This window comes from Weissella muntiaci (genome assembly GCF_008107635.1).
GTDB lineage: Bacteria > Bacillota > Bacilli > Lactobacillales > Lactobacillaceae > Weissella > Weissella muntiaci.
On the sequence record NZ_SDGZ01000028.1, the window covers coordinates 25496 to 51049 of the forward strand.

A 25554-nucleotide genomic window follows, 5' to 3' on the forward strand; every position below is an offset into this window, starting at 1 on the left:
GTTATGAGAAAATGGGTTGTTGTTTTGACGCTGGGAATCTTTTTTTTCATGGTAATTGTTGATGGCACAATCGTAAATATTGCAATTCCAGAAATCTCGAGAGATATGGGTGTTCCAACGTTTTCAGTCACTCGGTTAGTATTGATATACTTATTAGTTATTTCTACTTTTTTGTTGTTCTTTGGACAATTAGCGGATCAGAAAGGCAAGGTGAGAATATTTCAAATTGGAGCTTTTATTTTTACCGTGGGCTCCTTAATATCCGGTTATACAGTAAATTTTGAGACTATAATCATCGGAAGAATCGTTCAAGCTTTAGGCGCCAGTATGACAATGGCTACCAGCTACGCAATTGTTACTGACACATTTCCAGTGGAAAAGCTTGGTCGTGCACTGGCAGTTGAATCATTATTTATATCATTAGGTGCATTAGCTGGTCCAGGATTAGGTGGATTAGTGTTGAAATACTTACCATGGGGCTATATCTTTTGGATGAATATACCAATTGGTGTAATAGCGTTAGTACTTTCATTTTTTGCCTTTAAAAATGACTATAAACGAACCAATGCTAAACTTGATTTTCGAGGACTAAGTACATTAATTTTAATTGGAACCACATTCTATTTATTTGACTCCTTGCTCTCAAGTAATAGGTTACTTAGCTTAACAACTTTTGTAGTAATGATAATTTTAATTCAATATTTCTATAAATCTGAAAAAGTTTCTAAAGTGCCTCTTTGGAATTTTGATCTTTTTACAACTAAAGGGGTAGGAAACAATTTAATTGCTAGCTTTGCCTTTTATATAGGCTCGTATTTTTATCCCCTCTTAGCACCGTTGTATTTACAAATAGTTTTAAGAATCAATGTTTCAACTACTGGTCTATTTCTAATGGTCATGCCCATAGTCACGCTATTAGTTAGTCCATATATAGGCTTTTTGACAGATAAATATGACAAAACACTCTTAATGCAAATAGGTTTGGCAACCATTAGTGCCACAACAGTTGGCCTTATCGTAACAAATAAAGCTGAAAAAGCTTCATTATTTTTTGTTATTTGGTCAGCTGTAATGGCAATTGGAACAGCGATGTTCACTAATCCCAATAATACGATGATCATGGCTCGAGCAAAAAACGAAGTGAGAGGGGTGACGGGTGCAACGAATTCTATGATGCGTGAATTAGGAATGATGTTAGGCAGTTTTTTGGGACCAGAAATTTTCTATAAAACTATTTCTATCTTGGAACATAAATCCACACAGAACTTAACAGATATCCCCAACAACTTCATTATATTAGGACAAACTACTGCTTATTTTGTAACATTGTTGATCTTTTTTATTGTTTTAATCTTTGTAAGAAGAGACAGAAAGATATCTTGAAGGAGATTATTATGAGTTTGGACAGAATTATTAATACACTACCAATGCCAAAAGAATTTTTTGAAGTTGCCTCTAGTACTGAGACACGTAACCGAGTTAACGTAGACATTATACGTTATCAACCAAATAACAAAATTTCACCAAACAATGAACATATTACTATCGTTATGGATAGTGGTGAAAATCTTATTAGTTATAATAACTATTCGTTCAAAGAAGGTGGGAATCTACCTGATGATCAAAGTGCAATTGAAACTGCGGTAAATATCTTGAATCAAATTCTGCCTGATTATTCTAAGTATTTATCATATATGCGCACAGATTATCAGTATCGGAGTTATACAAACGTTGAAGGAAAACAAGTTGAAATTCCAGTTATGTGGATTAAATTTGCTCACAACAATGGAACATATAACTGGGTTACACTAGGTCCAAATTCGGCCATCATTGAAATTGAAATTGAATCCGAGTGGGATTATATGCACGGACGTCGCTCTACTGAAATGTGGAATAACGATGATTGGGTTTTAGCTCGAAGAGGGGAAGGTCCACAGCTACAGGCACCTAGTGCATTGGCTTAAAGCGGATGGGAGCATTGATATGTCTACAGACCATGATGAGAATTCGGAACAGTTACTTGCTCGTTCAAGTGAATTAAATGATTACCTACAACGACTCGAAAACAGCGAGTATATATCGGTAAAGTATAAAGGCTACAGTTCCGCAGGATTGACATTAGCTGAGGTAATGGAAGAAATAGAAAATGTTCAAGTAGAATTAGAGAAAATCTCTAATGAGTTAGATAATCAGAAATACTGGAGTTAAAAAATCAAATTATTTTTAAATATTATTGATTAAATTTCAGTTTAGAGGGGCTGAATCGTGGTGTACCTCGGTTATATTTCATACTGAAATTTAATCAAAAAATCGCAAGTAAGATATTGTTTATGAGGTGTACCCAAAAAGTTAAACTAAAATAGTTTATATGTTTTCCCGTTTGAAATAAATTTCAAACGGTTTTTTGTTGTCTTGATTGTTTTATCGGAATTAGGAGTTCTTGTGCTTAAGCTTGCATCATCTGATGAAGAAAATGTTTATATATCGGATAGAGGAGTCAACTTAACCGGCCTATTATGGAGCAGTTATTCTGACATTTGAGACGGAAATATAAAGACGCTACAGAATAGCACTTTATATCTCCCTCTTTTATTTTAACAAATACACTAAATTTCATATTTTGTCTGTATCTCATTAATATGTATAAAGAAGCTTTTTAACTAAACAATTTAACAGTGAGTTGCTGTTAAATGATTATTTTCACAATATTTATGGTATTATTTTCTAAGGAAAGAATGAAAGAGTGCAAATTAGGAGAGAGCTTATGAAAAAGATTCCAGTATGGGGCTGGGCAATTCTAATTCTAGTAGTAATTGGTGGTGTAATTGGAGGGAAGACTTACATGGACAATCAGGCGTTTCAAAAGGAAATGATCAAAGTAGCTCATAGTGATGAAGCGAAACGTATTTATGAAGATGATTTAAAAGATATTGACCCAAATGCTTTAACTGAAAAAGGGGTCATTCGCTCGTATAAGATCGATACTGATAAAATCGAACATAATCCAATGGGCGGCATTACTGTTGTCTTGGTTATAAATGATGATGCAACTCTAACCGAAATAGTTGGATTAGACAAAGATAATGGTAAGCTTGAATATTCAAACGGTGGTACTTCAGCCGAGCTTTACGATTTAACTAAGAATGTAAAGAGATAATAAGTATGCTAACCGATAAAGAGAATGTTGAACTCGCTAGAGTTGAATACCAAAATATTAAGAAAAACGGGGCCGTTAAAATAAATGTTGATGGCAAACCTACAACCATTGGCTTTGTTGTTGACAAAATTGATGATGCAACTGGTCAGCAGGCGTATGTTGTTGCTGATAGCCAACTTCCTTCAAACCCCACAAACGAACAGCTTAATGCAATTAAACAGACAACGATACTATATCGTGGTTCTAGTTTCAATGTTTCCTTAGATGCTGCTAATGATTGGCTAGGTAATGATGCACCTATGGCTGGTCAGATTGCTGCAAATATGTTCGGAAATGGTGGCAAAGTTTCTAATAAGCCAACACCACAATTACTTGCAGCTGCAAGGACGTTACATAGCACTATGGATAAGTATCCGAATGCTTCCGTTTTTGTTTACGGTCAATCATTAGGTAGTATGAGCGGTCAATATGCAATTGCTGATCTTTCTGCTGAAGAGCAAAAACGATTGATTGTCGCGTATTTGTATGAAGGTCCGAATATCTTCCCAATCTTGACTAAAAAGCAACAGGACAATGCAAAAGCTCTTAATAAACTTAATAAGGCTTTTAACTTCATTGATACAAAAGACGTGGTCACTATGGGATCTTACGGTAGAGGAATCTCAGGATCTGTTGGTAATAAAGTCTTTCTTGATTCTAAACGGATCAAGAATCCCGTAGATCAACATATGTGGGGCGGATATCAATATGACAAGTCTGGAAATATCATTGTTAAAACAAAGTATGTTTCAGACTATGCTAAGCAAGTTACTCAAGCTGAGATATCCAGAATTGAAGATTTACGGAAGAAAATGACCAAAAGTAGTGGCGGGCTGAGCTCAAGTGAGAAATTGTTTCTCGATGCAATGGAAGCTCGCAGCGTGGTAAAAGGTATGCAACTAATTGTTGATACCGAGTTAGGCAACTTGAAGAAGAAATATTCGAATGCAATTACCGCGGCTGAGAATTTATGGCGTGATACCAAACAACAGGCAGCAATAATTGGACAGCATATTTCATCCAGTGAACAATTATCAGCATTGTCACGTGGTGGTGCCACGGAACATAATATCAAGACTCAGCAAGTTAACGATTATCAAGATTCAATTACAGAAATAAAAGGTATTTCCGATGATTACGGAACTTTAGTCGGACAGATCACGGCTGCAATTGAATCTCAAGTAAGCACAGATGCAGAACTCGCACATGAGATTGAAGGGCTACTATGATGGTTGAAGTTGATAAGAATGCAATGGGAATCTTGGAAGAGCAGTTTCAATCCAACAAGAAGAATATTTCTCGTGCCCTAGAAGAGGTCAATGGCATAGGGCAGAATTTTAATCGAATGATTGAAGAATAGTATAATTTAATTAGAACTAGTCCATTAAATAGAGAATATAGTGATCTGGCAGATTTATCTTTGTTAAATCATACTTTTTCGAACTTACAAGATGCAGGCAAAGTTGAGATCAATCGCAATTTAAGTAACTTACAATCTATTCAAGACGAAAATAAGACATTATATTCAAAAGAAATTAGCAGATTAGAAGGGACATAATCATGGGAAAATCTTTGTCTGAAGTAATGGGTACGTCTGCGCAAAGTGGAAAGGCCCTAGATGAGAATCTTAAAAAGATGCAGATCTCTCATGAAAAGAGTCTAATTGCTGCATTCACTGCACCAACTGGAAAGCGTGCTGCAGAAAATGCAAAAACTAAAATGCAGAGCACTAAAACAACCACGCTCGATAAACTCACGACTGACTTGAAAAAGCACCGTGAGGATTTTAAAAATTCTGCTAAAGGTGTTTGGGCTGATGCAGCTTCCACAAAGATGGACACAATTAGTGATCGGTTTAAAAATATTTAAATATCGTTCGTAAAGGAGATGTATTATGGCTGAAAAAAGTGGTTTCTCTGATGAAGAAAAGTTAGCAATGAGTGAACGTGCCGCTGAACTTAGACGCGAACAAGAAGGCAAGCGAAGCAAAAAACAACCTGAAGCTGATGTCCTTGAGGCAATATCTCAAATGTCTAATGAAAGTGCTGAAATTGCCCTTAATATTCATAATCTTGTGACTGAACTAACACCACAACTTAGTGCAAAGACGTACTACGGTATGCCAGCCTATGCAAATAAAGATGGGAAGGTAGTACTATTCTTTCAATCGAAGGATAAATTTAAAACGCGCTATTCAACATTAGGGTTCAATGATCTGGCACAATTAGACGATGGTGACATGTGGCCGACTGCTTTTGGTATTTTAAATTGGTCAAAGAAAGTTGAATCTAAAATACGAGAATTGTTAGCTAAAGCAGTTCAATAATCTATGAGGCCTATAAATATTTAGATAAGGTGTGAAATTACTATGTTGGTAGTGCTATTTATTATATTCATTGGTTTAGTAGTCAAAATAATATTAGATGTGCTCGGTTATATCAACGTAAATCTCTCAATGGGTATCAACTTTCTAATAATACTATCAGTGATCGCATTTATATGTTACGCAGTGGCAAATTCTTAAAATGAATTGTACGGAATATTTTATATTAGTAACAACGAATTAATGATCAATTTAAAAATCTAGCAGTCATTCAAAAAAGGAATGGTCTAGATCACAAGAGAAATTCGTAGAGCTACAACCGGCGATCCCGATGAAAGTACGCCGACTAAGTTTCTAAAGTTTATGTACACCGCACGAGAGGCACAATATATTGTAGATAAACATATTAGGAATTCCGGCCGCAGAAGCTCCTTAAACAACTATAAAGTAAAGGTGCTTCAGAAAGAAATACACGAACGGCACTATACACCTGTCCAAGTTGTTGAACGACATCCAAAGCTCTTCAAGAATTCAGCACTCATTTACACATGGATTAATCGCAAAAAAATACCTAATGTCAGCTATTATGATTTGCCAATGCAAGGAAAACGGTTTAAACGCAGCATTAATAAGAATTTCATCAAAGATCAACGTGCTAAAAGCCAAAAGAGGAAATTGGCAGAACTATATAGCATCAATGATCGCCCCGATTCAATCAATGATCGCTCAGAGTTTGGTCATTGGGAGATGGATGGAGTAGAGGGGAAGAAGGTAGGTAGTAAAGCCCTCCTCATCACCCTTGTCGAACGAAAAACGCGTTTTCAGGTTGCCGTAAAGGCCAAATCTAAAAGTGCACTCGATGTCCTCTCTGCCCTTGAATCTGTTAATGAACGTTTTGGAAAATACATTAAATCTATTACTTGCGATAATGGCCATGAATTTACCAATTCAATCGTTACAGGATTTGTGCTCAATAATTTTGGATCACTATACATAGCAAATTCTTATGCACCGTATGAACGTGGCACAAACGAACGAACTAACAGAAATCTTCGAGCTCCATGGTATTTTCCTAAAGGCACGTCATTTGGAAACGTCACGCAAGAACGCATTGATGAAGTCACTTCGGAAATCAATGAGAAGCCGTTGACACATGTATTTTCTCATGGACGTAGTCCAATACGCGAATTCAGGAAACACATTCGTAAGATCAATCTACAATTAAACTAGTGGTAAAAGATGATGCTGTCAGACGCATTCTAAGGCCAAAAATAATATATTCGTGGATAGTTATAGGTGTTTGATGCTCTAAACAAAGCAAGAAAGACTGAACACATTGTTAATATATGTTAAAAGACCTAGGTATTCGATCGAGGTTTATTTGTGCAGGATTGAAAGTGCATGGACGGTCAGGTATAATGGTTCTTACAAGTAATTCAGGTGAATACATTACTCAAACATTTGAGTCTAATGTTGCGAGTCCATATTTTTTTACGAAAAGCCAATTGTCTTATGGATTTAAAAAACGCAAATACCTTTAGATAGGCGTTTGCGCAGGGTATTCGAAAATCTTTTAATATTTGTTGTAACTAATACTTGACAATACCCTTTATCTTCTAGTTTACATAATATATATTATCGAGAGTAATGGTTTTACAGTTACATAGTTAAACGAATCGACTGGAGCTTCATTGTTAAACTTGTGATCAGCTAGATTAAATGTAGCAGACTCAAAAGCTGTTAAATCGTACTCCTTGGGTTTCCAGCCGTCACCGCGTTCACTCCTAATCTCATTCAGTAATTTGTTCTGCTCATTGTTGTCAGTGATGTTATCTAGAAACGCCATTAGCTTCTTTACTCCGCCACCCTCACTGTATTTAAATGAGTGCCACAAATCTTTTGAAGGTGTAATTACTAATGAATGGTGATCATCAACAGTAAATTGGCCCTGATGACCCAATGGCTTTAAAGTGTGACCCATGTGTTCCAAATATTCGACAATTCCCACAAAGTTCTTAGTATTTCTATCAACGGGTTTCCCTTTATGATAGGTGTTCGAATTTGTTTGATCTTCAGCCATGCCTATATGCTCCTTAGTTATTTTTGTTGAATATAACTAAAATGAGTCGGATCACAAAAACATGGTAATTTATTGATTACTTGGACATATTTCAAAATTGTTGCTTTATGGACAATCCACCATTACAAAAAAAAACAGAGCTATCTAAAACTCTGTCTACTTTTCTAAATAATTTGAACTTATTTAATTCTTATTTACTTTTAAAATCCATAAGGGCCTCTGCTAGTATTAACTGCTTCGGATTTCCCAGGAAGGGTCTCATTTTCAGCTTCGGATGTATCAATATTAATCGTTTCTGTTTCTGTATCATACGGTGTAAGTTCTTCCAAAATTTGGCTCAACTCATCTTGATAATGATCTTCCACATCATCGGAATATCCTTCAAACACTGTTTGATCAATATCTTCAGTATTAAAATAATAAGTTTTATCAACATCCAAACCTATTGGATATAAACTTGCTGCATAGTCAAAGGTAATCGTTTTTGTTTCTTCTGAGTCGTTAAACATAAGACCACGACCTATAATGACTAATTTTAATCCCCCACCTTTTAAGGTGACGACACTGCCTAATGGTAAAAATCTACGTGACATTCTAAAACCCCATCTATTTTTATAAATTCAATATTTTTATTCTATTATTTGTATCTTCAAGGTTTTCCGCATCGACAAAATTATTGTACGAGGTAATATTAACCACCATTGAAAACATGAACATTGCAAATATTTGGAAAGATCCCAATGGCAAGAGAGCAACAACTAACATACAGAGCATTAGTAACCTCACTCCAATAGATGGGTTATAAATGCTTGCCTCTATATTCGGTTTAAAATCTTGTATTAACTTATTTTGTTTTTTTATCTGGGCATCTGTAAAAGAAGCGTATAAATTAGCTGCTAAAAAACCTAGTATTATTGCAGTGATCAACAAATATACATGGCCTAGACCGCTATATTCCAAAAAACCGGCGTTCAATAGTATACCCGCAATCATTGCTAATCCAACCCTAGTTCCACTACCGTTCTCACGCTCGTCAGAATTTGGAATGTAAATCCACTGCTTAGCAATTTCAGCATCTATAATTTGTCCTTTACGTGCCACGCTGACACCAGGTATTAGATTTAAAAAACCATACCAAGGCGAGCGTAACTTGAATAAAATATATTTATCCTCTTCAGTATGCGCTATAAAATATGACTCTTTAGCATCTTTGACTCTAAAAACCTCAACGGGCTGTTTCATTAAGCTCTCCTTGTACAAATGCGAAATACCACAAATTTGGTAAGGTTCTATTTAAATGTTGATACATTACTTTGTCCTGATAGATTCCGATAAACGTCCATTGGATCGCCAGAATACTTGTTTAAGAGTGCTTTTTGATCCTCTGAAAGTTGTGTGTTGTTAGTGATATACTCATCATTTAGCTCGGCTCGTTTCTTAAAGCCGTCGTTCTCAAACTTTTTCCACTTTTTCATCGGTACGTCTTCAAAAAACTTGTCAATCGCAACTTGCGCGCCAACATTCCCAAGAAAAGCTACTCCTGTCGATGCAAATCCCGTAAATGGCCCTCCAATTATACCTAGACCGTCAATAACAGTTCCGGTAATCTGACTAACACCCGTATGTACAACAGCTTGTCCAAAATCATGACTTGTTGTTAAATCATCATAAAATGTCAACCCAGAACCAATAATTGGGACGTATTTTGATGCCTTTCCTGCTTTTGCACCAACTTTACCAACCTGCTCTGCATATTTCGATACTTGAACTAACCTTCCATTTGAAGCAAGTGCCACGGCGGCCAGATACTCACTTGAATCCTCTAAAACCTTTGACCCTTTTTCTGCTAGTTTCTCTAAGAACTTCAAAGTTCCATCAGTAAGTGCACCCTTCTTTAAAGAATCATACAACTTATTGTTTTTTCGTGATGCATTCTTTTTGAGAACGTACTTCCCAGTACTGCTACTCACGATTGCACTATTGAGTGAGGTAACAGATTTCATCGCTGATTCAAGCTCTTGCAAACTATTTTGAAAAAGTCCTTGAATACCAGTAGAAAATTTATGTAACTTCGTCAATTTCTTATCAATTTTTGTGATTTCATCTTGATAACTTTTTGCCACAGAATCCATTTGCTTCGACATATCATTAAACATGCCAGCTCCAAGTTCCAAAATTGGAATTTTTTCAACTGCCTTTGCTGTTTGTTTGTAATTTTCTGATCGCTGTTTAGCAGAATCTCGCATCATGCTTTTTATTTTACGTTCCGCATTAAGTCGATCTTCGTCCAATAGACTCTCACCGCTAACAATAGCTTCCTGTGACTCGTATTTTGTTAAGTCAGTTTGTACGTTCTCTAACGCTTTAGAAACGTTGCCAATTGCTGGAATAATCAAATCTGTGAATAATCCTTTACCCGCTGTATAGGCAGCCCCTGATAAAGTTCGTCCATCAATGGCACTAACCAAATGTTCACTACCTGATTTCAAATCTGCAATAGCTTGGTTACTTTGCTGTAAAGTTTTCTTCAAGTTACTTTTCATTCCAGAAGAATCTGAACTTAAATATCTTAATCCCATGGTAGATCCCCTCGTTCTTTTTCCAGCTCATCAATCTCGTTCAATGTTTGCTTCTTTACTTGTGCAAAGTACTCCTCAACTCTTGCATTTTGCTCATGAATTATCTTTTCCACTTCTGCGACTTTTCTTGAATCCAGCGAAATTTCCTTATCAAGCGTTCTGTCCCAGCGTCGATCTCTTTCTTGCAATTCTCGTAAATTACCATAACCTGCATTTAGAGTATCAATGTAGCTTACATCAGATTGTCCAAGTGATTTACGAAGCTTTTGAAAATCTTCCAAATCGCGTTCTTTACGCATTATTTTAGATTTATACTCAGCTCTTTGTTCACTGCTAATATCATTTTTATCTGGCATATAGTCTACTCACCGAATTTAGAAGCTTGATCATTATCTCGGGCTTCTATGATTTTGGCTATTTGTGGAAACTTGTCAGCCTGTTTTTTTACACTACTTGTTAATTTATTTATATTATCCAGTAGTTTATTACTAACTTTCACACCAGTCTCCATACCCTTCAAATTGCTACTAGAAAGGCTGAAGTTACCAAACTTCTCTTCTGAAACTCTTTGTAGACTAGTGATTGAAGAATTAGCGGCATTCAAGTTTGAAGCAATTTTCCCCATTTATTTGTACACTCTCTTAACATCAGATTTGTGATTCAATTAACACAACCTTTAAAAGTATACAATATCATGAAATATAAATAAAGTTTCATTTTGGTTATATCGCTCGCAAATATTATCAATAAAAAAGCCAGGATACAACCTGGCAGAAATAACTTATTCAAATGTACGTTCAATTCTAATGTTGCAGTGTATTCTTCACCATCTTTTTTCTTGAATTTTAGCTTTTTAATTTCGCCTGATGTAACCAACACCTTCAATTGCTTCTCATTCAATTCCTTAGAGTATTGCTTACCCCAGGTTTTAACGATTTCCGCTCCAACCTTATTTTCCAACGAAATAAATGAGAACTTACTATTTTTACTTTTCCTGATACATATTTCGGCGCTATATTTGCCATAAGGCGCTGTGATCAAATTTGTAAACTTTTTAACTGGTGAGTTCGTTTCACGGAGCTTTTCAGATGTAATATTTCCGAACGTGCCATGCTTCTGTGGTAATGATTTCAAAATGCTATTCAGCAAATCAATTAAGGTAAGTCCTTCAGGCTTAGGAAATCATTCACCACGTTTAGCATCTCGATTGATATAGGTCTGTTTTGTTTTTTCAATTGTTGGCGCACTCTGGAAGAGTTACATCTTTGTTTTCAACGTTAGCGTACTTTGACCACTCTAAGTCATTAATTGCTTTACCTTTTGCCTTAAAAGCATTTCCAGAATTTTCAACTATTACCTCAATTTCACCATATAGTATCATTAGAGCAAACATCAGCAACGTACGTTTAAGAATCATCAAATACATGTCCTTAGCTTTTTATCCCAATTTCCAAACGCTCCGGCTGAAGGTATTTGAGAACTTGGAATATCGGCAGAGTAATCAACAGCCTTGTCGATCACATATTTCTTTCGAGGTTAATGGTGGTCGACTGGTATGTTACTCATACCCGCTAAAAGATTATAGAACTCATGTGTAGCTTCAAGACCGCCATCAATTGGCCGAAAATCCGCCAACTTCTTCGACACATCTAAATGTAACTTTATTACTCTCGTCCCTTCAAAGACATCATATCTCTATACGCCCAGCTAATTGCGTATGATCCTTTTATCAACGATTGATAACATATTATCAAAATCGTACACAACCGCCTCGCCATTTTTAATTTCTAGTTCACTAATTGATGAGTCGTCCAATTTTTCTAAATATTTTCTAAATGCCCGAATTGAATTTCCATGAGCAACGATCAGAATATTTTGATTCTTGCTCAACCTGTCTGAAATCTCATTGAACCATAATGGCAACACTCGATCAACGGTCATCATTAGCGACTCACCAAGTGGCAAATCTCCAAACTTGACATCTGCATAGCGTTGATCAAATAGCGGATATTCCTGACCTTCTACTTCGATTACTTGCTGGTATTCCGAGTCTAATGGCGGTTGAACGTCATATGAACGTCGCCAAGCTTTCACCTGTTTCTCACCCCACTGATTAACAGCTTCCAATTTATTCATCCCTTGTAATGAACCATAATGACGTTCATTTAAACGCCATGATTTTGTCACCGGAATATATTCCGCATTAATCCCTTGTAAAAGTAGATTTGTTGATTCAATCGCACGAGTGAGCATTGAGGTATAGGCGTAGTCAAAGTGAATTTGAGCATCTTTGAGCGACAAAGCGGTATCTTGTATTTCCAAACGTCCTCTATCCGACAGCGGAGTGTCGACCCAACCATTAAAGAGGTTAAGAGCATTCCAAGTACTTTCGCCATGCCTAACTAAAACTAATTTTGCCATGATTCTTACGCTCCTTTAACAAGTGTATCAGTCTCCGAGCTCTTCCTCGATCCGCATAAACTGGTTATATTTTTCAACGCGTTCACCACGGGCAATCGAACCTGACTTAATTTGTCCAACGTTCATTGCGACTGCGAAGTCTGCGATGAAAGAATCGACCGTTTCTCCTGAGCGATGCGAAAGCATGGTCTTATATCCGTTTGCCCGGGCAAGTTTAATCGTTTCGATGGTCTCGGTAACTGTTCCAATCTGATTTAATTTGATCAAGATGGCATTAGCGACCCCAGCCTTAATACCTTCTGTAAAGATTGCGGGATTAGTAACGAAAATATCATCGCCGACCAACTGAATGTTTTGACCCATCGTATCTGTTTGCTTTTTGAAACCAGCCCAGTCATGCTCTGAAAAACCATCTTCAATCGAAACAATCGCAGGATATTTTGCGACAAGTTTTGTATAATATTCCAATAGTTCTGCTGATGTTAAATCTTTATCTTCAAAATGGTATAAGGCACTATCGTCATCATAGAATTCACTTGATGCTGGGTCAATTGCGATTGCAATCTCCGCACCTGGTTGATATCCAGCATCACGAATTGACTGATAAAGCATCTCAATTGCGGCCTCGGTATTAGCTAACTTTGGTGCAAAGCCACCCTCATCACCAACTGCTGTTTCAAATCCTTGCTTGGCGAGATTCTTTTTTAGAGTGTGATAAACATTTGCAATTTTTTCAACGCCATCACGGAAACTAGTCCGCTTGACCGGCGTAATCAGAAATTCCTGAACATCAATTCCAGAATCAGCATGAACACCACCATTGATTACGTTGAAGAAAGGTTGCGGTAATTGTAAGTCAATTCCACCAAGGTAACGGTAAAGTGGAACATGTTTGCTATTGGCTGCTGCACGTGCCACGGCCATTGATACACCTAAAATCGCATTTGCACCTAAACGTTGTTTGTTATTTGTACCATCTAGTTCAATCATTTTCCCATCAATCATTGCCTGATTAAATGGCGATAAGTGGTGTAATGCTTCATTAATTGCAGTGTTGACATTATCTACGGCTTTCAGAACCCCTTTGCCTTGTAACCGTTCTGTTCCATCCCGTAGCTCAACGGCTTCTCGATCACCAGTTGATGCACCAGAAGGAACTGCTGCTCTTCCTAATACACCGTCTGTCAGGATCACGTCTACCTCAACTGTGGGGTTACCGCGTGAGTCAAAGATTTCACGAGCGTGGATGTTTTCAATAAGTACAATCATGATTTTCTCCTTATTATACAAAAAAGACACCTACTTAAAGACGCCACAATTAATGTGGTCTTTAAGTAGGTGTCGTCAGCAATTTGCAGTTTTAATAGGAAACACCATCCCTATGCGAAAAGAATAGCATAACTGAAAAAGAATGTCTACTATTACATTGAATTAGCTTAATGACCATCTTCTGGTACACATCTTAACTTCTCAACCGGCTATATTTGACCCTCCTTCCAGCAAGGTTTTGATTGAAATAATGGAATCATATAGTATAGAAAAAAGTCTAGAGTAGGTGTACTCCAGACTTCGTTAGCAAATAATAATTATTCAACTTCTAGTTCATTTTTGCGATATACATCAAGGTACGAATCATATTCGATGTAAAGCCATATTCGTTATCATACCAAGAGGCAGTTTGAACTAATTGCTTATCTCCAGCCGTAATTACCTTAGTCAAAGTTGGATCAAAGACTCCTCCGTGAGTATCACCAATAATATCGGAAGACACAATTTCGTCACCATTGTACCCAAATGATTCATCGGTATACTTCTTCATAGCCTCATTAATTTCAGCAGCTGTAACGTTCTTAGATAAGACAGTTGTCAATTCAGTAATTGACCCATCAATCACTGCAACACGTTGTGCATGACCATCTAGCTTACCCTCTACAGATGGAACTACTAAGCCAATGGCTTTGGCGGCTCCAGTAGAATGTGGAATAGTATTTGCCGATGCGGTACGATTTGATCGCATCTTATTGCCTTTTGGCCCGTCAAGAATCATTTGAGTTGACGTAAATGCGTGGATAGTAGTCATCAGTCCAAGTTCAACCCCAAACTCCTTGTCTAATGCGTCAACCATTGGGGCCAGCGACTGGGTCGTGCACGAACCTGCTGAAATGATTTGTTCACTACCATCTAGGCTATTCTGATTTACACCATAAACAACAGTAGGAATGTTACCTGCCGGTGCAGAAATCAGAACCTTTTTAACGCCTGCGTCGATATGAACTTGTGACTTCTCCTTTGAGGTGTAGAATCCTGTAGCTTCAAGCACTACCTCTACGCCATCATTCTTTACCCACTCTAAATCACCAGCATTTCGCTCTGCATATACAGTATAGTGTTTACCATCCACAATTAATCCAGTCTCATCAGCAGACACGTCGTTTTTTAATGTACCATGTGTAGTGTCGTACTTTAACAAGTATGCTAACATCGATGGATTTGTTAAGTCATTAATTGCCACAACTTCGATATCATTAGATATTTGTGATCCAGATTCTTGTAACTCAAGAATCCGACGAAAAGCTAATCGTCCAATTCGTCCGAAACCATTAATTCCCACTTTTACTGTCATAATGCACCCCTTTTTATTAGAAATTACCTAAATTCTAACGCTAACCATAAATAAGTGCAAATATAAGAATCAGCACCCATAAAATCTGCTGTAGCTACGAAAAAAATTCGCAAATAATTTTGATTCACTCTAGCTCCCCGGCGACAAGGTTACAACGAGCTCATGCGTATTTCGATCTACTTTTGCAGAGTATTCTACAAGACCCTTTGAAACATATAATTTGCCAGGATTATTCCTAGCATTTATGAAACTGGATATATATGACGGATTGCCCTTCCAGTGCATTCCAAATTCAAAGCCTTGAAAGGTTCCAGGATAGGTCGGGTTATACATATCCGTGACATTAAACTTAATTCGAGTAATTTCCTCATCCTTTGTATCAACGAAAAGCTTCAACCCATTGCCATCAATTAGTAGATGAGTACCATCTTCAGAAATTGATTCAGGAATCTGATAACTAATCGTGTTTACTCCGTTGTAGCTTCGTGCAACATCGCTATACTTCCCCAAAGTCGGCATTATTGAATCCTCCAAAACAAACTGTTTAACTTAGGCAAAATGATCATCAAAAAATGCTAGCGTAGCCTGCTGAGTATGTGCCATGTATATTTCTCCATGCCCATGACCACTCACAGTTTGGAATACACTTTCAATTGCTAAGTCCGTAAGCCTTTGTTGTAACTTTAGAACGCCATCCATTGGTACCAGTTCATCTAATGAATTTGCAATGAACATTGGCCCAGCCTTTGAATCAATCCGATTTAAAAGCGACGCTTCCTTAAGTAAATTCATGTCACCGTTTACATAATTTAGAACAAACCACTTATAGTATTCGTCATTACTTCCGACCTGATTTATTTCACCAACCGGTGTACCCGGTATTGGGGCTGTTGCATTCGACGCTTTAACTTTGGGATGGTTTTCAATCCAACTATCTAGGTCAACGATACCGGACCAAGAAGCAATTGGAATACCGGTGCGTAAACTTAACTCGATTGCCAAATTTCCACCTGAGGACATTCCGACCGCTCCGATCTTGTTGCGGTCAAACCTATAGTCTGAGTCTTTAATCCAGCCATATAGGTTAACTAAATCTTCAATTGCCGCAGGGTATACATAATCCGGGGCCAACCGGTAATTAGGTACAAAAACGATATAACCCGCCTCAGCAAACTCTGTCGCCCACTCGGTCTCTTCTTCCTTGTACCCTAACCACCAGCCACCACCATGGATATCAATAATTGCTCGACGTTGGTCAGAGATTTGGCTTGGATCTTGATACACATCCATTTTAAGACCAAACTTGTTGTTGTACTCAATATCTGTTTCTACTTTAATATTTGCCATAATACCCTCTCCTAAAGCATTAAAAGAATTGTTTACATGTTTGAGCACCTGTCCCGTTGCGCTTATGTAAACGCCTTAATTATAGGATTCTACTTTGAAAAAGTAAATGTTTTAAAAGTTATCTAGATCATAAAGGTACGTATTTGATAATTTATTCTGCCACTAATACGTCATAAGATTCCAACCGGATAAGATTACAGATTCGCCTTGATTCAGTATTTTCTTCAAATAACACTTCAAGGAATTCTGGGGTAAATTCTTCAACTGCAAGTTTATTTGAATTTCTTTTGAGAACATAATTAAGCCTCATATGTCAGATCTGATCCAACATATGAGGTCCAATTTATCCTGCTATATTCGCTTTAGCTTATTACTTTCAGCAATAGTTATCCAATATGATCGATAATTAATCTTTCTATCTCTTCAGTATTAAACTCTGTTAGCCAGTGACCAGCATCTATTTCAACAAACCTATATTGCCCTGACATATATTGCTCATTCCTTTCTACAGAGGCTCTACTGATTGCCAAATCTTGATTTCCCCAAATCAGTTCCGTGTTAGTTTCTATACCATCATACTCAATGTTATTTTTAGTCTGGAATAAAGCTCTATACCAATTAATCACGCCAGTTAGAACACCGGGTTGAGAAAACATCTTAATATATTTCTTAACTATGTCATCATTAAAGCCATTCCAAAGAGTTCTCAATACTTCAAAATCATTTGCGGCGACAACCTGCTCGGGCTTATCTGGCTCTTGAAAACGATGTACATATGCACCCTTTCCTTTTTGTGCTGGATCGTTTTCTAGCGACCATAGATACGCTGGCCAATTTGGAACAGACAGCGCCGTCCAAGATTTCACCTGCTTAGGATGTTTTGCGACAACTGTCCAACCGACCACAGCTCCGATATCGTGTCCCACCAAATGAAAACTCTGATATCCGAGGACTTTCGCCAATTCAGTTACGTCACTTGCTAGTTTCTCCATTGAATATTCACTTATGCCATTAGGGATTGCCCCCAACGAATACCCTCGTTGATCAAATGCTACAGCGTAATAGCCTTTATCAGCCAATTCCGACAATGTATGTTCCCACATTAATGAACTTTCTGGGAACCCATGAAGAAATATAACTAAATCACCATCATTTTGCTTTCCCGCTTCTCTTACAGTAAAATCTAAGTTGTTAATTTTCAAAGTTTTTATGTTTACGACTGACATATATATATGCTCCTATCTTTATTAATACAGAGTTTATCAGCCTAAATGAACAGTACACGGGACAAAAAAGGGATAATGTCTATCTATGCTAACAAGAGAAGAAGAAAAACAATTAATCTTTGATTCATTAAAAGACGCATTGCTAATTTTGATGGAATATAAAGATTTTTCAAAAATTACAATCCAGGAACTAGTCGATAAAGCTGGTGTCGCTCGATCAACATTCTATCGGCACTTCAGAAATAAATTAGATTTAGTTAGGTATTTAATCACCGATACGTTAATTAATTTTGACAAGATTTACGCACCAAAAACCATCTCTGAACGTTTTGAAGATTCATATATGCGTGAAGTTAGGCGATATGTGCGACAGTATCATAATCAAATTAAAAGTATTTATGTATCAGGATTATCCTATTTATATCTTGAGCAATTAAATTTACATCTGCTTAAGTGCAAGCCTCAGAGATTATCTATTGAAGAAAAGATCGAACTATATGGCCTAGCAGGAGCCCAATATAATATCATTTTTAATGGATTTATCAAAGAAGCATAAAATAAACCCCGATTAATCAGTAACTCACTGACTTAATCGGGGTTATTTTGTTATTCTTAAACTTTAATCTTCTATTTTATACATTCGCCTGCATATGTTCGAATTTATTAACTTAACAGTAGCTGGTAAAACTAGATCAACTATTAGAAATAATGTACATGGTAAATCGTAACACCTAAAAGAATATTACTATTGTCTCGAGCTCAATAGTTGCACCATTTGGTAAGTTATTCATAACCCTTCTCCTTCATGGTTATATGCGCCTGTTCACTAAGTATTCTTCCGCGAACAAATACTAGATAACTCGTAATTATCATGAGAACGCCCGTTGCAATTATGCTTATCCAAGCAACACTAGTAACTAACATCGTATTAGGCAATAGTTTTTGATCATAATACGAACCTTTCGTTAGTCCAATTAAGACCACAGATCCGAAGGCTAATGTAAAGTAATATCCAATTTTATAAAATGTTGTGGTTAGTCTATTCCCTTCTGGACTCTTAGTCCAACTTGGAGCAGACAGAGCGGACTTATTTAGCACAGCTAATATTTTTAAGTCAAAATCATATTTTGAAAAATTTAAAAAAATGCATAAAGCATTGATTGAACAAGAAGTAAAAATGCTGGAACCAAAAAGAAAGACACTGTTATTAAATCGTTGTTCTGCATGATCAAGGAAATGATAATCAAAGCTATTTCTTGAATTAAAAATCCAATCATTGTTAATATAATTATTTTCTTCATCAGTAATTCCACACTATCACAGGATGTTTCACTGTGCCCTTAAAATCAGCAAGCCAAGATATATTGAACATCTTTCACTTGTATACCGCCTAAAATTATAATTGATAGTAGCAGAGAATAATTGATAGACTCTTTCGCAACATAATATGGAAAAACAGTTCTACTGCTTAAAATCAAACACCAAAAGGCCCAGTTAACTACTTAATTTCGTCGGTTTCTCAGTGTTAATTTCTTGAACAAATTCAGTGTTTTCCTTCATTCATTTCCATTCTCCCTTTTTTTAAATTTTCTGTATTTATAATACACATACACGATACAAAAATCGAAGACAAAAATACCCGTAACCATAAAAATGTTATTCCAAATATTGTCATCATAGAAAATCGAATCAAAGTTTTTACCATCATAGTAAACCATTATTGTACTGCCTTTGGCAAAGTTACTATTTGTGGTTATTACCTGGTTACCTTTTTTACCATCGATCTCAATAAATATGTCCGTATTAAAATGGATCCCCGATTTAACTGTATTAATTCTTTCGGAAGACTGAACCACTACAGGAATCTCGTTCCATGTTGCCATACTATAAATGACTGTACTACCTAAAAAACCAAATAGAAAAAAGAATACTATCGCCATTGCTAAAAAGAAACTAGCTGCCTTTCCATGCTCACTTTCTATAGTTTTTAGTCCTGCATTAAGCCCTGCATTAAGTCGTGACTTCCAGGATTTCTCCATCTAATTTACCAACTTTCGTACTGTTCCGTCATACCAACTATCAAACCCGACATCCGCTTTAGTAGAAAATATTAATCCAGTTGTAAATCCCTAATGTACGTCCATCAATTGCTCACTACCTGAATTCAAACCCGTAATCGACCGATTGGCCTGTTTCAAGACTTTTTTAAATTGCTTTTCATTCCAGATGAATCGGAACTTGAATATCTTAATCCCATGGGTGCTCTCTCCGTGCTTTCTCTAATTCATCAATCTTATTCAGTGCTTGTTTTTTTTGATTAAAATATTGCTTAACCCGCTATTCTGAACACAAATCATTTTCACTGCCTCTGCGGCCCTGAAAATCAAGCGTAATCTGCTTATCAATTGTATTTAACCCAACGACGATTGCTTTCGTTCAACTCACGTAACCGACTATATGCCGTGTTTAAAGTATCATTGAGAGCAATATCCGACTGCTCAAAAGATCTTTGTTGCTTCAGAAAATCTTCTAGGTCACGTTCCCGATACCTAATCTTAGATTTATTCTCTTCTCTCACTATTAATATCTTTATTATCTAACATGATATTTACTTTCAAAGATTATCTAACATGATATTTACTTTCAAAGATTTGAGGTTTCTTTGTTATCACGAGTTTCAATAATTTTAGCAATTTGTGGAAACTTATCTGCCTTTTTTAACACTACTAGTTAATTTATTAATACCATTCATTAAGCTGATTACTAACTTTGGTAGCGTTTCCCATATCTATTAAATTACTATTCGATAAACTAAAGCTGCCAAACGTTTCTTCGGTGGTCCGTTGTAAACTACTTATCGATTAATTAGCAGCATCCAAATTTGATGCAATCTTCCCATTTATCAATACACTCTCTTAATTCCAATTTTGTGATTCAATTAACACAACCTTTAAAATCATACAATATCATCGGATATAAATAAAGTTATATTTTCGCAGTGAAAGCTATTTATATTTAAGATTTAAGAGACCTCATACCCGTTCTCGATTAATACAACCTATTCAACTCTAAAATCGGACATTATATTGACCATCATCATGTTTGCGATAGACCTCCTTCTGAAAATCTCACATCACTCTTATCATTAATTGGTTTTCGGCTCTTCAAATTAATTTTCAATCGAACCAATGAATTCTCACTTACAAAAGCTCCTATAATGCCCCTATTAATCGGAAGTATTTTCTTGCCGACTATTCCGGCAACAAATTCTGCATAAACAAAAAAACGAGCCTCCAAAACCAGGAAATCCGTTTCTAAACTTCAAAAATATCTTAGCTTATTTCAATTTAATTAAAAGATACGTGATTTAACAGTTGCTCAAGATCAATTCTCAATTCACGTATTTTATCTAAGTTTGTTGCAAAATTGTAATCGCTGAAATTAAAGTGCACGATAAACTTTCCATTTACCTGTTTCTTTATCATTAACGACGCACGTATCTGTTCATCCAAGGTATCTTCACTAACCTCTTCATCATAAAAATACCATAGAACCTCTCCAGAATTCATGGCATCTTTGTAAATTAAATCAACTATCTCTTTTTTCAAGTTCGCATCTAAACCAACAATGGGCCCATATTCCCCAATTGACGATAGAGACACTCCTTCATACCAAATATGCCGACTTGCACCATCATCCTTAGTAGCTGGGAACGTCTGATCAAATAATAATTTCATTAGTATGTACCTCTTTTTTAATGGCAGGTGGAAATGCGTAAAAATCCATGAATGGTTACTCCTCACCCTTTTTCAAAACGAATGTTCCAGGAAACTACTCTTCATCAACAACTGTTACCTCCGCCAAAGGCAAGAATTCGGCTAACTCCTGAACGTCACCTCTTTCAGTCAGAAAGTGGATATACTCTTCCTCTAATATTTTATCATCTTTAATTTGATCACTTTTCTCAACCAGATGAATAGATTCTGTGCCAGCCTCAATTGAGGTCATAAAATACCACTTTTTGAATTTCATATAAGCTAGCGTGACTTTAATCTCTTCTAACTTTTCCTTTAAGTTGTTCTCCTGTGCAAGTAGAATATCAAAGCGTTCTTGAAGTGAATTATCTCCGTCATCTTGTCGAAGGTTTACGAACTCAGAAATCTTAGCTACCGATAATCCTGACAGTTTTAGATACATGATCATTCGTAATAAGTGCATATCATTGGATGAAAACTTTCTTCTGCCAGCGTCATCACGACCAACAAACGGTAAAAGCCCCTCTTTATCGTAATAGCGTAAAGTTTCAACACTTACACCCAATTTTCGAGCAACTTGGCCGATCGAATAATAAGTTCTGTCCATATTTACACACTCCGCATTTTTAAAACTTCCAAATGGTATTATCTTTCATTAATTTACTTTACAGTAGACTTCGCCTTCTTTACAAGCCCATCCAACCAAGCCTGATGCCCATTAAGCATTGGATTTGGTTTTTCCTCAGCCATTTCAGTAGCCGGCTTACCGATTTGTGATTCCTGCGTTAACAGGCGAATTCTATCACCAGGTAACTGTTCAAGCAAAAAAGCATGATAAACGTCGAGTGCGGTCTCAGCATCCCCATTCTGCCATCCATGCCATGCAATACGAGCAACGCCATTAAGCGGCTCGGCAAGTTCCATAATCTGAGCGTCAATTGGGAAGCCAAATGTATCAAAGTGGAACTTGATGCCATGACTGAGCAATTTCTGATCACTAAAGTTTATGACAATATTTGCGGCGTTGTCATAATAACTTTCCCATTGACTTGTATCCACCAAGTTTGTCCAAACTTCCTCGATAGTTGTTCCACTTGTGATAACCTCATTTGAGACAAAATTATCAGTAGTACCTGGGAGATATTTTGTTGGCCAATTAATTTCATGTAACATATTTGCTTCCTCCAAGATTTTTGCTTATCTTTAATAAGATAACTTCATCTTAGAACCTCGTGTCGACTTGAGGTCAATACTTTTTATAAGTTAATTTTTAGAATTTGTGTCATTTTTCAATTCACAACGTTGATTCAGAAAACTTTTCTAGCTTACAAGAACATCCGATGCTCATATAAAATAAACAGCCGTAGGAATGATAAATCATTTCTCACAGCTGTTTATTTACAAACTCATCCTTGGCTATCATATAGTACGAACTATGTGTTGTCTCTTTATATCACACCTAAATATTGGAACATGATTAATAAACTAACTGTTAAAAGCCTACGGTTATAGCTTCCTTACTATCTTTCCCACTTTAAATCATTCATTGGTTAGAGTCCAACTTGACTATTCCGTTATTCGATCTATGCTCTACTATTGATGTATACAAACAGACGAGCCAAAAATATATATTATAAAACGCTAAATCTTTGTAAATAATTTTTCTTTGTCGTTCATATTGTCAACTGCGGCGGTTGCCCAAGCACCCTTTGCAGAGTTTTTAAATTCTTCCTCAAAGGACTTCAAACTACTTTTCACTTCGGAAATTACTTGTCCCTTTTTCGAATTCGTTTTACTTTGTAAATCCTTCATCGAAGTTTTTGCGGCCCCAGCTGTAATCATAGCAATCAAATTTTTCTCATGTGACATGGTCATTTTTTTCAAATTCTCATCGAGAGCTTTAGAGCTTTGCGCAGATTCCCCCGTTACTTCTGATAATGACTTTCCCATTATTTTTATTCCTCTTCAAAAGCCTTCAAGCTATTTTTGTAAATTGACTTATTCTCTTCTTGCATTGCTTGCAACGTTTTCACGTGACGGTTGATTTCCTTACTAGATTCATCCTGCAACAAAGAAAATGCTCGATTAAGCGCCCCTAAATCAACATTATCATTATTACGAATTAAGGCACTATGCCGAATCTGTTCATAAGATTCATCCACATAGTGTTTAAAACCAGCGCTGATTGCATCAATTTCCTCAAAACTTCTTGAAATAAACTTTTGGTTATTTGCGTATTGCTCCTCCAAGACAAGCATTGCCTGCTTTTCTTCACCCATCATGCTAACAACCCCGCAATTTCATTTGCTAAGTCAGTATCAGTCTGTACTTGTGCATCAATGGTCGTATTAATGTTTTTCACGATAGCTGTATACTCTTCAACGAGCGACTTAACTTGCATAATAGAATCTTGATAATCCTTAATTGGTTGAGTTTTTATGTTATTTTCAGTTGCTCCACCATTGGCCAACGCCGTCGTTTCTTCACCAGCTGATAAATGTTGACCAATGATTGAAGCTTGCGCCTTGGTATCTTGCCAAAGCTGATTGGTCTTCGTGATAGCATTCTTATATTCAAGCGTCAAATCACCAAATTTGCTCTCAACAATTAGTAGCATCCCTTTAGCAATGCTACGTGCCTCTAATTGATCTAATAAAATCTTTTCACCACTGCTCAAGCCACCACCATTGGCAGTCATTCGCTTTTTTAGATCAGCAATTATGTTCATATCATTCTTTGTAGTCTCTTCAGCTAATTTTGCAACATAATCCGATTTGACAATAATACTGCCATTTTCATTATATTGATAGCCACCCCACATATGCTGCTTACCAACATTGGCGGTCCACTTTGAATTGATGAAAACAGTATTTCCAACCGCATTCGATCCATTATTACGATAAGACTTCATTGTGACTATGTCATTGGTGTCGATGTAATTAAATGCCTTATTCAATTTATTTAATGCAGCTACATTTTTCTTTTGCCCGTCAGTTAGAACTGAATATATGTTAGGACCTTCGTATAAATAAGCTGATATTAAACGTTTCTGTTCCTTTGCAGATAAATCAGCAATTGCATACTGTCCGTCCATACTCCCAAGAGAATGACCATATACAGCAAATAAGGCATTCGGGTATTTATCCATGGCTTTGTGTAGCGTATTGGCTGAGGTAACTAATTGAGGTGTCCCTACGTTTGGAATTGTTAATTTTTTATTTGGTGGAAGTAATTTATTTATAGCGTTTCCACCAATTTGTTCAGCCATCGGGATATCATTTACAAGCCAATCATTAACTGCATCCAAGCTTGCATCCGTACTCGAACCACGATATATAACTGAAACGTTTTTTACAGAATCAAGTTGATCCTTTGAAGGATTTGCCGGCAATTTCTGATCTGCAATAATATACGCTTGCTGTCCTGAAGCATCATCAATCTTTTCTATAACATACCCAACTTGCTCTCTTTTCCCATTAACTCGAATAGCAACCGAATCTCCAACATCGTAACTTGCATATCCCTGCTGAGCGATCTTCTGATTTTCTAGATCTGTAGGCTGAGTCATTTTTGCGCACCTGTCTTCAACAAAGTGTCAAGTTTGCTAGAGTACCCTGCACCGTCGTCCACAAGCTTGCCATTTTTATCCTTATCTAAAATGAACAGGGCATATAATTTGGAGTCATTATTTATTGTTACTTTTACATTGATCCCCCCCATTTGGTTATGATTTATACTAGATTTTTCTATAGAATACTCTTTGATAATCCCGTTCTCGGTAAATGCGGTACTATCCAATTCTTTTAACTCTTGTTCATAAATAGACTTTGCTTCGGAACTTTCCGCCACCTTAATCATTATCGCTTGTTGTTCTTTATTGCTCATATATCTCTCCCCGAAAAAACCTCCGACCACAATCAATGCTGTAATAATCCAGACCCAAACTGGAACTCTTTTCATAAAATATCTCCAAAATTCTCCATATTATTGCTGAATGATATCAT

33 protein-coding genes and 1 riboswitch are annotated in these 25554 nt (G+C 36.5%); of the genes, 10 read left to right on the forward strand and 23 right to left on the reverse strand.

Annotated elements, in window-relative coordinates; all coding sequences use genetic code 11:
• Positions 1–3: 3 nt before the first annotated feature.
• The 9 genes from ESZ50_RS10925 (at position 4) to ESZ50_RS10960 (ending at position 6749) form a co-directional block, all read left to right on the forward strand.
• The gene (locus ESZ50_RS10925; RefSeq protein ID WP_148623908.1) at positions 4–1383 is read left to right on the forward strand and encodes an MFS transporter; all 1380 of its coding nucleotides are present in this window, start codon (positions 4–6) and stop codon (positions 1381–1383) included.
• The gene (locus tag ESZ50_RS10930) at positions 1380–1964 is read left to right on the forward strand and encodes a hypothetical protein (protein WP_425473117.1); all 585 of its coding nucleotides are present in this window, start codon (positions 1380–1382) and stop codon (positions 1962–1964) included. Before ESZ50_RS10925 ends, ESZ50_RS10930 begins: the two co-directional genes overlap by 4 nt.
• A gap of 19 nt (positions 1965–1983) precedes the next feature.
• The gene (locus ESZ50_RS10935) at positions 1984–2208 is read left to right on the forward strand and encodes a hypothetical protein (protein ID WP_148623912.1); all 225 of its coding nucleotides are present in this window, start codon (positions 1984–1986) and stop codon (positions 2206–2208) included.
• 556 nt (positions 2209–2764) lie between these two features.
• Positions 2765–3157 (forward strand): DUF1310 family protein, encoded by a 393-nt coding sequence (locus tag ESZ50_RS10940; protein WP_148623914.1) that lies wholly within the window; start codon positions 2765–2767, stop codon positions 3155–3157.
• Between the two features lie 5 nt (positions 3158–3162).
• Entirely contained in the window at positions 3163–4425 is a 1263-nt protein-coding gene (locus ESZ50_RS10945) for a hypothetical protein (protein ID WP_148623915.1), read from the forward strand.
• Entirely contained in the window at positions 4422–4556 is a 135-nt protein-coding gene (locus ESZ50_RS11950) for a hypothetical protein (RefSeq protein WP_281282899.1), read from the forward strand. The genes ESZ50_RS10945 and ESZ50_RS11950 overlap by 4 nt, the downstream gene beginning before the upstream one ends.
• A gap of 200 nt (positions 4557–4756) precedes the next feature.
• Positions 4757–5065 carry a hypothetical protein gene (locus tag ESZ50_RS10950; protein ID WP_148623917.1) on the forward strand — a complete coding sequence of 103 codons (309 nt, stop codon included), beginning with the start codon at positions 4757–4759 and terminating at the stop codon, positions 5063–5065.
• Positions 5066–5090: 25 nt separating this feature from the next.
• Positions 5091–5522, forward strand: coding sequence for a hypothetical protein (locus ESZ50_RS10955; RefSeq protein WP_148623919.1), 432 nt, complete (start codon positions 5091–5093; stop codon positions 5520–5522).
• A 300-nt stretch (positions 5523–5822) separates the two neighbouring features.
• Entirely contained in the window at positions 5823–6749 is a 927-nt protein-coding gene (locus tag ESZ50_RS10960) for an IS30 family transposase (protein WP_246111554.1), read from the forward strand.
• Between the two features lie 391 nt (positions 6750–7140).
• Here ESZ50_RS10960 and ESZ50_RS10965 read toward each other — a convergent pair whose 3' ends face one another.
• The 14 genes from ESZ50_RS10965 to ESZ50_RS11030 form a co-directional block, all read right to left on the reverse strand.
• The gene (locus ESZ50_RS10965) at positions 7141–7599 is read right to left on the reverse strand and encodes a restriction endonuclease subunit S domain-containing protein (RefSeq protein ID WP_148623922.1); all 459 of its coding nucleotides are present in this window, start codon (positions 7597–7599) and stop codon (positions 7141–7143) included.
• A gap of 200 nt (positions 7600–7799) precedes the next feature.
• Positions 7800–8192: a DUF4176 domain-containing protein gene (locus tag ESZ50_RS10970; RefSeq protein WP_148623923.1), complete on the reverse strand. Its 393-nt coding sequence runs from the start codon at positions 8190–8192 to the stop codon at positions 7800–7802.
• A gap of 19 nt (positions 8193–8211) precedes the next feature.
• A complete protein-coding gene (locus ESZ50_RS10975; protein WP_148623925.1) occupies positions 8212–8841 on the reverse strand; it encodes a hypothetical protein in 630 nt (209 codons plus the stop codon).
• Positions 8842–8888: 47 nt separating this feature from the next.
• A complete protein-coding gene (locus ESZ50_RS10980; RefSeq protein WP_148623926.1) occupies positions 8889–10178 on the reverse strand; it encodes a hypothetical protein in 1290 nt (429 codons plus the stop codon).
• Positions 10169–10534, reverse strand: coding sequence for a hypothetical protein (locus ESZ50_RS10985; RefSeq protein ID WP_187387633.1), 366 nt, complete (start codon positions 10532–10534; stop codon positions 10169–10171). Before ESZ50_RS10985 ends, ESZ50_RS10980 begins: the two co-directional genes overlap by 10 nt.
• A gap of 5 nt (positions 10535–10539) precedes the next feature.
• Positions 10540–10803 (reverse strand): hypothetical protein, encoded by a 264-nt coding sequence (locus ESZ50_RS10990; protein WP_148623930.1) that lies wholly within the window; start codon positions 10801–10803, stop codon positions 10540–10542.
• A gap of 35 nt (positions 10804–10838) precedes the next feature.
• Positions 10839–11312, reverse strand: a complete 474-nt coding sequence (locus tag ESZ50_RS10995; RefSeq protein ID WP_148623932.1) for a hypothetical protein — start codon at positions 11310–11312, stop codon at positions 10839–10841.
• Between the two features lie 97 nt (positions 11313–11409).
• Positions 11410–11595 carry a hypothetical protein gene (locus ESZ50_RS11000; protein ID WP_148623934.1) on the reverse strand — a complete coding sequence of 62 codons (186 nt, stop codon included), beginning with the start codon at positions 11593–11595 and terminating at the stop codon, positions 11410–11412.
• Positions 11596–11885: 290 nt separating this feature from the next.
• Complete coding sequence (locus ESZ50_RS11005; RefSeq protein ID WP_148623936.1) at positions 11886–12599, reverse strand: 2,3-bisphosphoglycerate-dependent phosphoglycerate mutase; 714 nt, start codon at positions 12597–12599, stop codon at positions 11886–11888.
• 27 nt (positions 12600–12626) lie between these two features.
• Complete coding sequence (gene eno / locus ESZ50_RS11010; RefSeq protein WP_148623938.1) at positions 12627–13868, reverse strand: phosphopyruvate hydratase; 1242 nt, start codon at positions 13866–13868, stop codon at positions 12627–12629.
• Between the two features lie 59 nt (positions 13869–13927).
• Positions 13928–13989: riboswitch (Fluoride riboswitch) on the reverse strand.
• A 207-nt stretch (positions 13990–14196) separates the two neighbouring features.
• A complete protein-coding gene (gene gap / locus ESZ50_RS11015; RefSeq protein WP_148623940.1) occupies positions 14197–15222 on the reverse strand; it encodes a type I glyceraldehyde-3-phosphate dehydrogenase in 1026 nt (341 codons plus the stop codon).
• A gap of 129 nt (positions 15223–15351) precedes the next feature.
• Entirely contained in the window at positions 15352–15741 is a 390-nt protein-coding gene (locus tag ESZ50_RS11020) for a hypothetical protein (protein ID WP_148623942.1), read from the reverse strand.
• A gap of 30 nt (positions 15742–15771) precedes the next feature.
• Entirely contained in the window at positions 15772–16569 is a 798-nt protein-coding gene (locus ESZ50_RS11025) for an alpha/beta hydrolase (protein ID WP_148623943.1), read from the reverse strand.
• A 386-nt stretch (positions 16570–16955) separates the two neighbouring features.
• Complete coding sequence (locus tag ESZ50_RS11030) at positions 16956–17795, reverse strand: alpha/beta fold hydrolase (protein WP_148623945.1); 840 nt, start codon at positions 17793–17795, stop codon at positions 16956–16958.
• A gap of 85 nt (positions 17796–17880) precedes the next feature.
• On the opposite strand from ESZ50_RS11030, the gene ESZ50_RS11035 reads away from it, so the two are divergent.
• Positions 17881–18351 carry a TetR/AcrR family transcriptional regulator gene (locus ESZ50_RS11035; protein WP_148623946.1) on the forward strand — a complete coding sequence of 157 codons (471 nt, stop codon included), beginning with the start codon at positions 17881–17883 and terminating at the stop codon, positions 18349–18351.
• A 1000-nt stretch (positions 18352–19351) separates the two neighbouring features.
• Here the strand turns inward: ESZ50_RS11035 and ESZ50_RS11040 are convergent.
• The 9 genes from ESZ50_RS11040 to ESZ50_RS11075 all read right to left on the reverse strand — a co-directional run bounded on the left by ESZ50_RS11040 (position 19352) and on the right by ESZ50_RS11075 (position 25510).
• Positions 19352–19834, reverse strand: coding sequence for a hypothetical protein (locus ESZ50_RS11040; RefSeq protein ID WP_148623948.1), 483 nt, complete (start codon positions 19832–19834; stop codon positions 19352–19354).
• 362 nt (positions 19835–20196) lie between these two features.
• Positions 20197–20373 carry a hypothetical protein gene (locus tag ESZ50_RS11780; RefSeq protein WP_187387634.1) on the reverse strand — a complete coding sequence of 59 codons (177 nt, stop codon included), beginning with the start codon at positions 20371–20373 and terminating at the stop codon, positions 20197–20199.
• 769 nt (positions 20374–21142) lie between these two features.
• Positions 21143–21532 (reverse strand): hypothetical protein, encoded by a 390-nt coding sequence (locus ESZ50_RS11045; RefSeq protein WP_148623950.1) that lies wholly within the window; start codon positions 21530–21532, stop codon positions 21143–21145.
• A 94-nt stretch (positions 21533–21626) separates the two neighbouring features.
• Positions 21627–22157 (reverse strand): MerR family transcriptional regulator, encoded by a 531-nt coding sequence (locus tag ESZ50_RS11050; protein ID WP_148623952.1) that lies wholly within the window; start codon positions 22155–22157, stop codon positions 21627–21629.
• Positions 22158–22210: 53 nt separating this feature from the next.
• On the reverse strand, positions 22211–22723 hold the full coding sequence (locus ESZ50_RS11055) for an SRPBCC family protein (RefSeq protein ID WP_148623954.1): 513 nt from the start codon (positions 22721–22723) through the stop codon (positions 22211–22213).
• 468 nt (positions 22724–23191) lie between these two features.
• Positions 23192–23500, reverse strand: a complete 309-nt coding sequence (locus ESZ50_RS11060; protein WP_148623955.1) for a hypothetical protein — start codon at positions 23498–23500, stop codon at positions 23192–23194.
• 5 nt (positions 23501–23505) lie between these two features.
• The gene (locus tag ESZ50_RS11065) at positions 23506–23832 is read right to left on the reverse strand and encodes a hypothetical protein (RefSeq protein ID WP_148623957.1); all 327 of its coding nucleotides are present in this window, start codon (positions 23830–23832) and stop codon (positions 23506–23508) included.
• Complete coding sequence (locus ESZ50_RS11070) at positions 23829–25118, reverse strand: alpha/beta hydrolase family protein (protein WP_148623959.1); 1290 nt, start codon at positions 25116–25118, stop codon at positions 23829–23831. Before ESZ50_RS11070 ends, ESZ50_RS11065 begins: the two co-directional genes overlap by 4 nt.
• Positions 25115–25510 (reverse strand): DUF1310 family protein, encoded by a 396-nt coding sequence (locus ESZ50_RS11075; protein ID WP_148623960.1) that lies wholly within the window; start codon positions 25508–25510, stop codon positions 25115–25117. The genes ESZ50_RS11070 and ESZ50_RS11075 overlap by 4 nt, the downstream gene beginning before the upstream one ends.
• Positions 25511–25554: the final 44 nt, after the last annotated feature.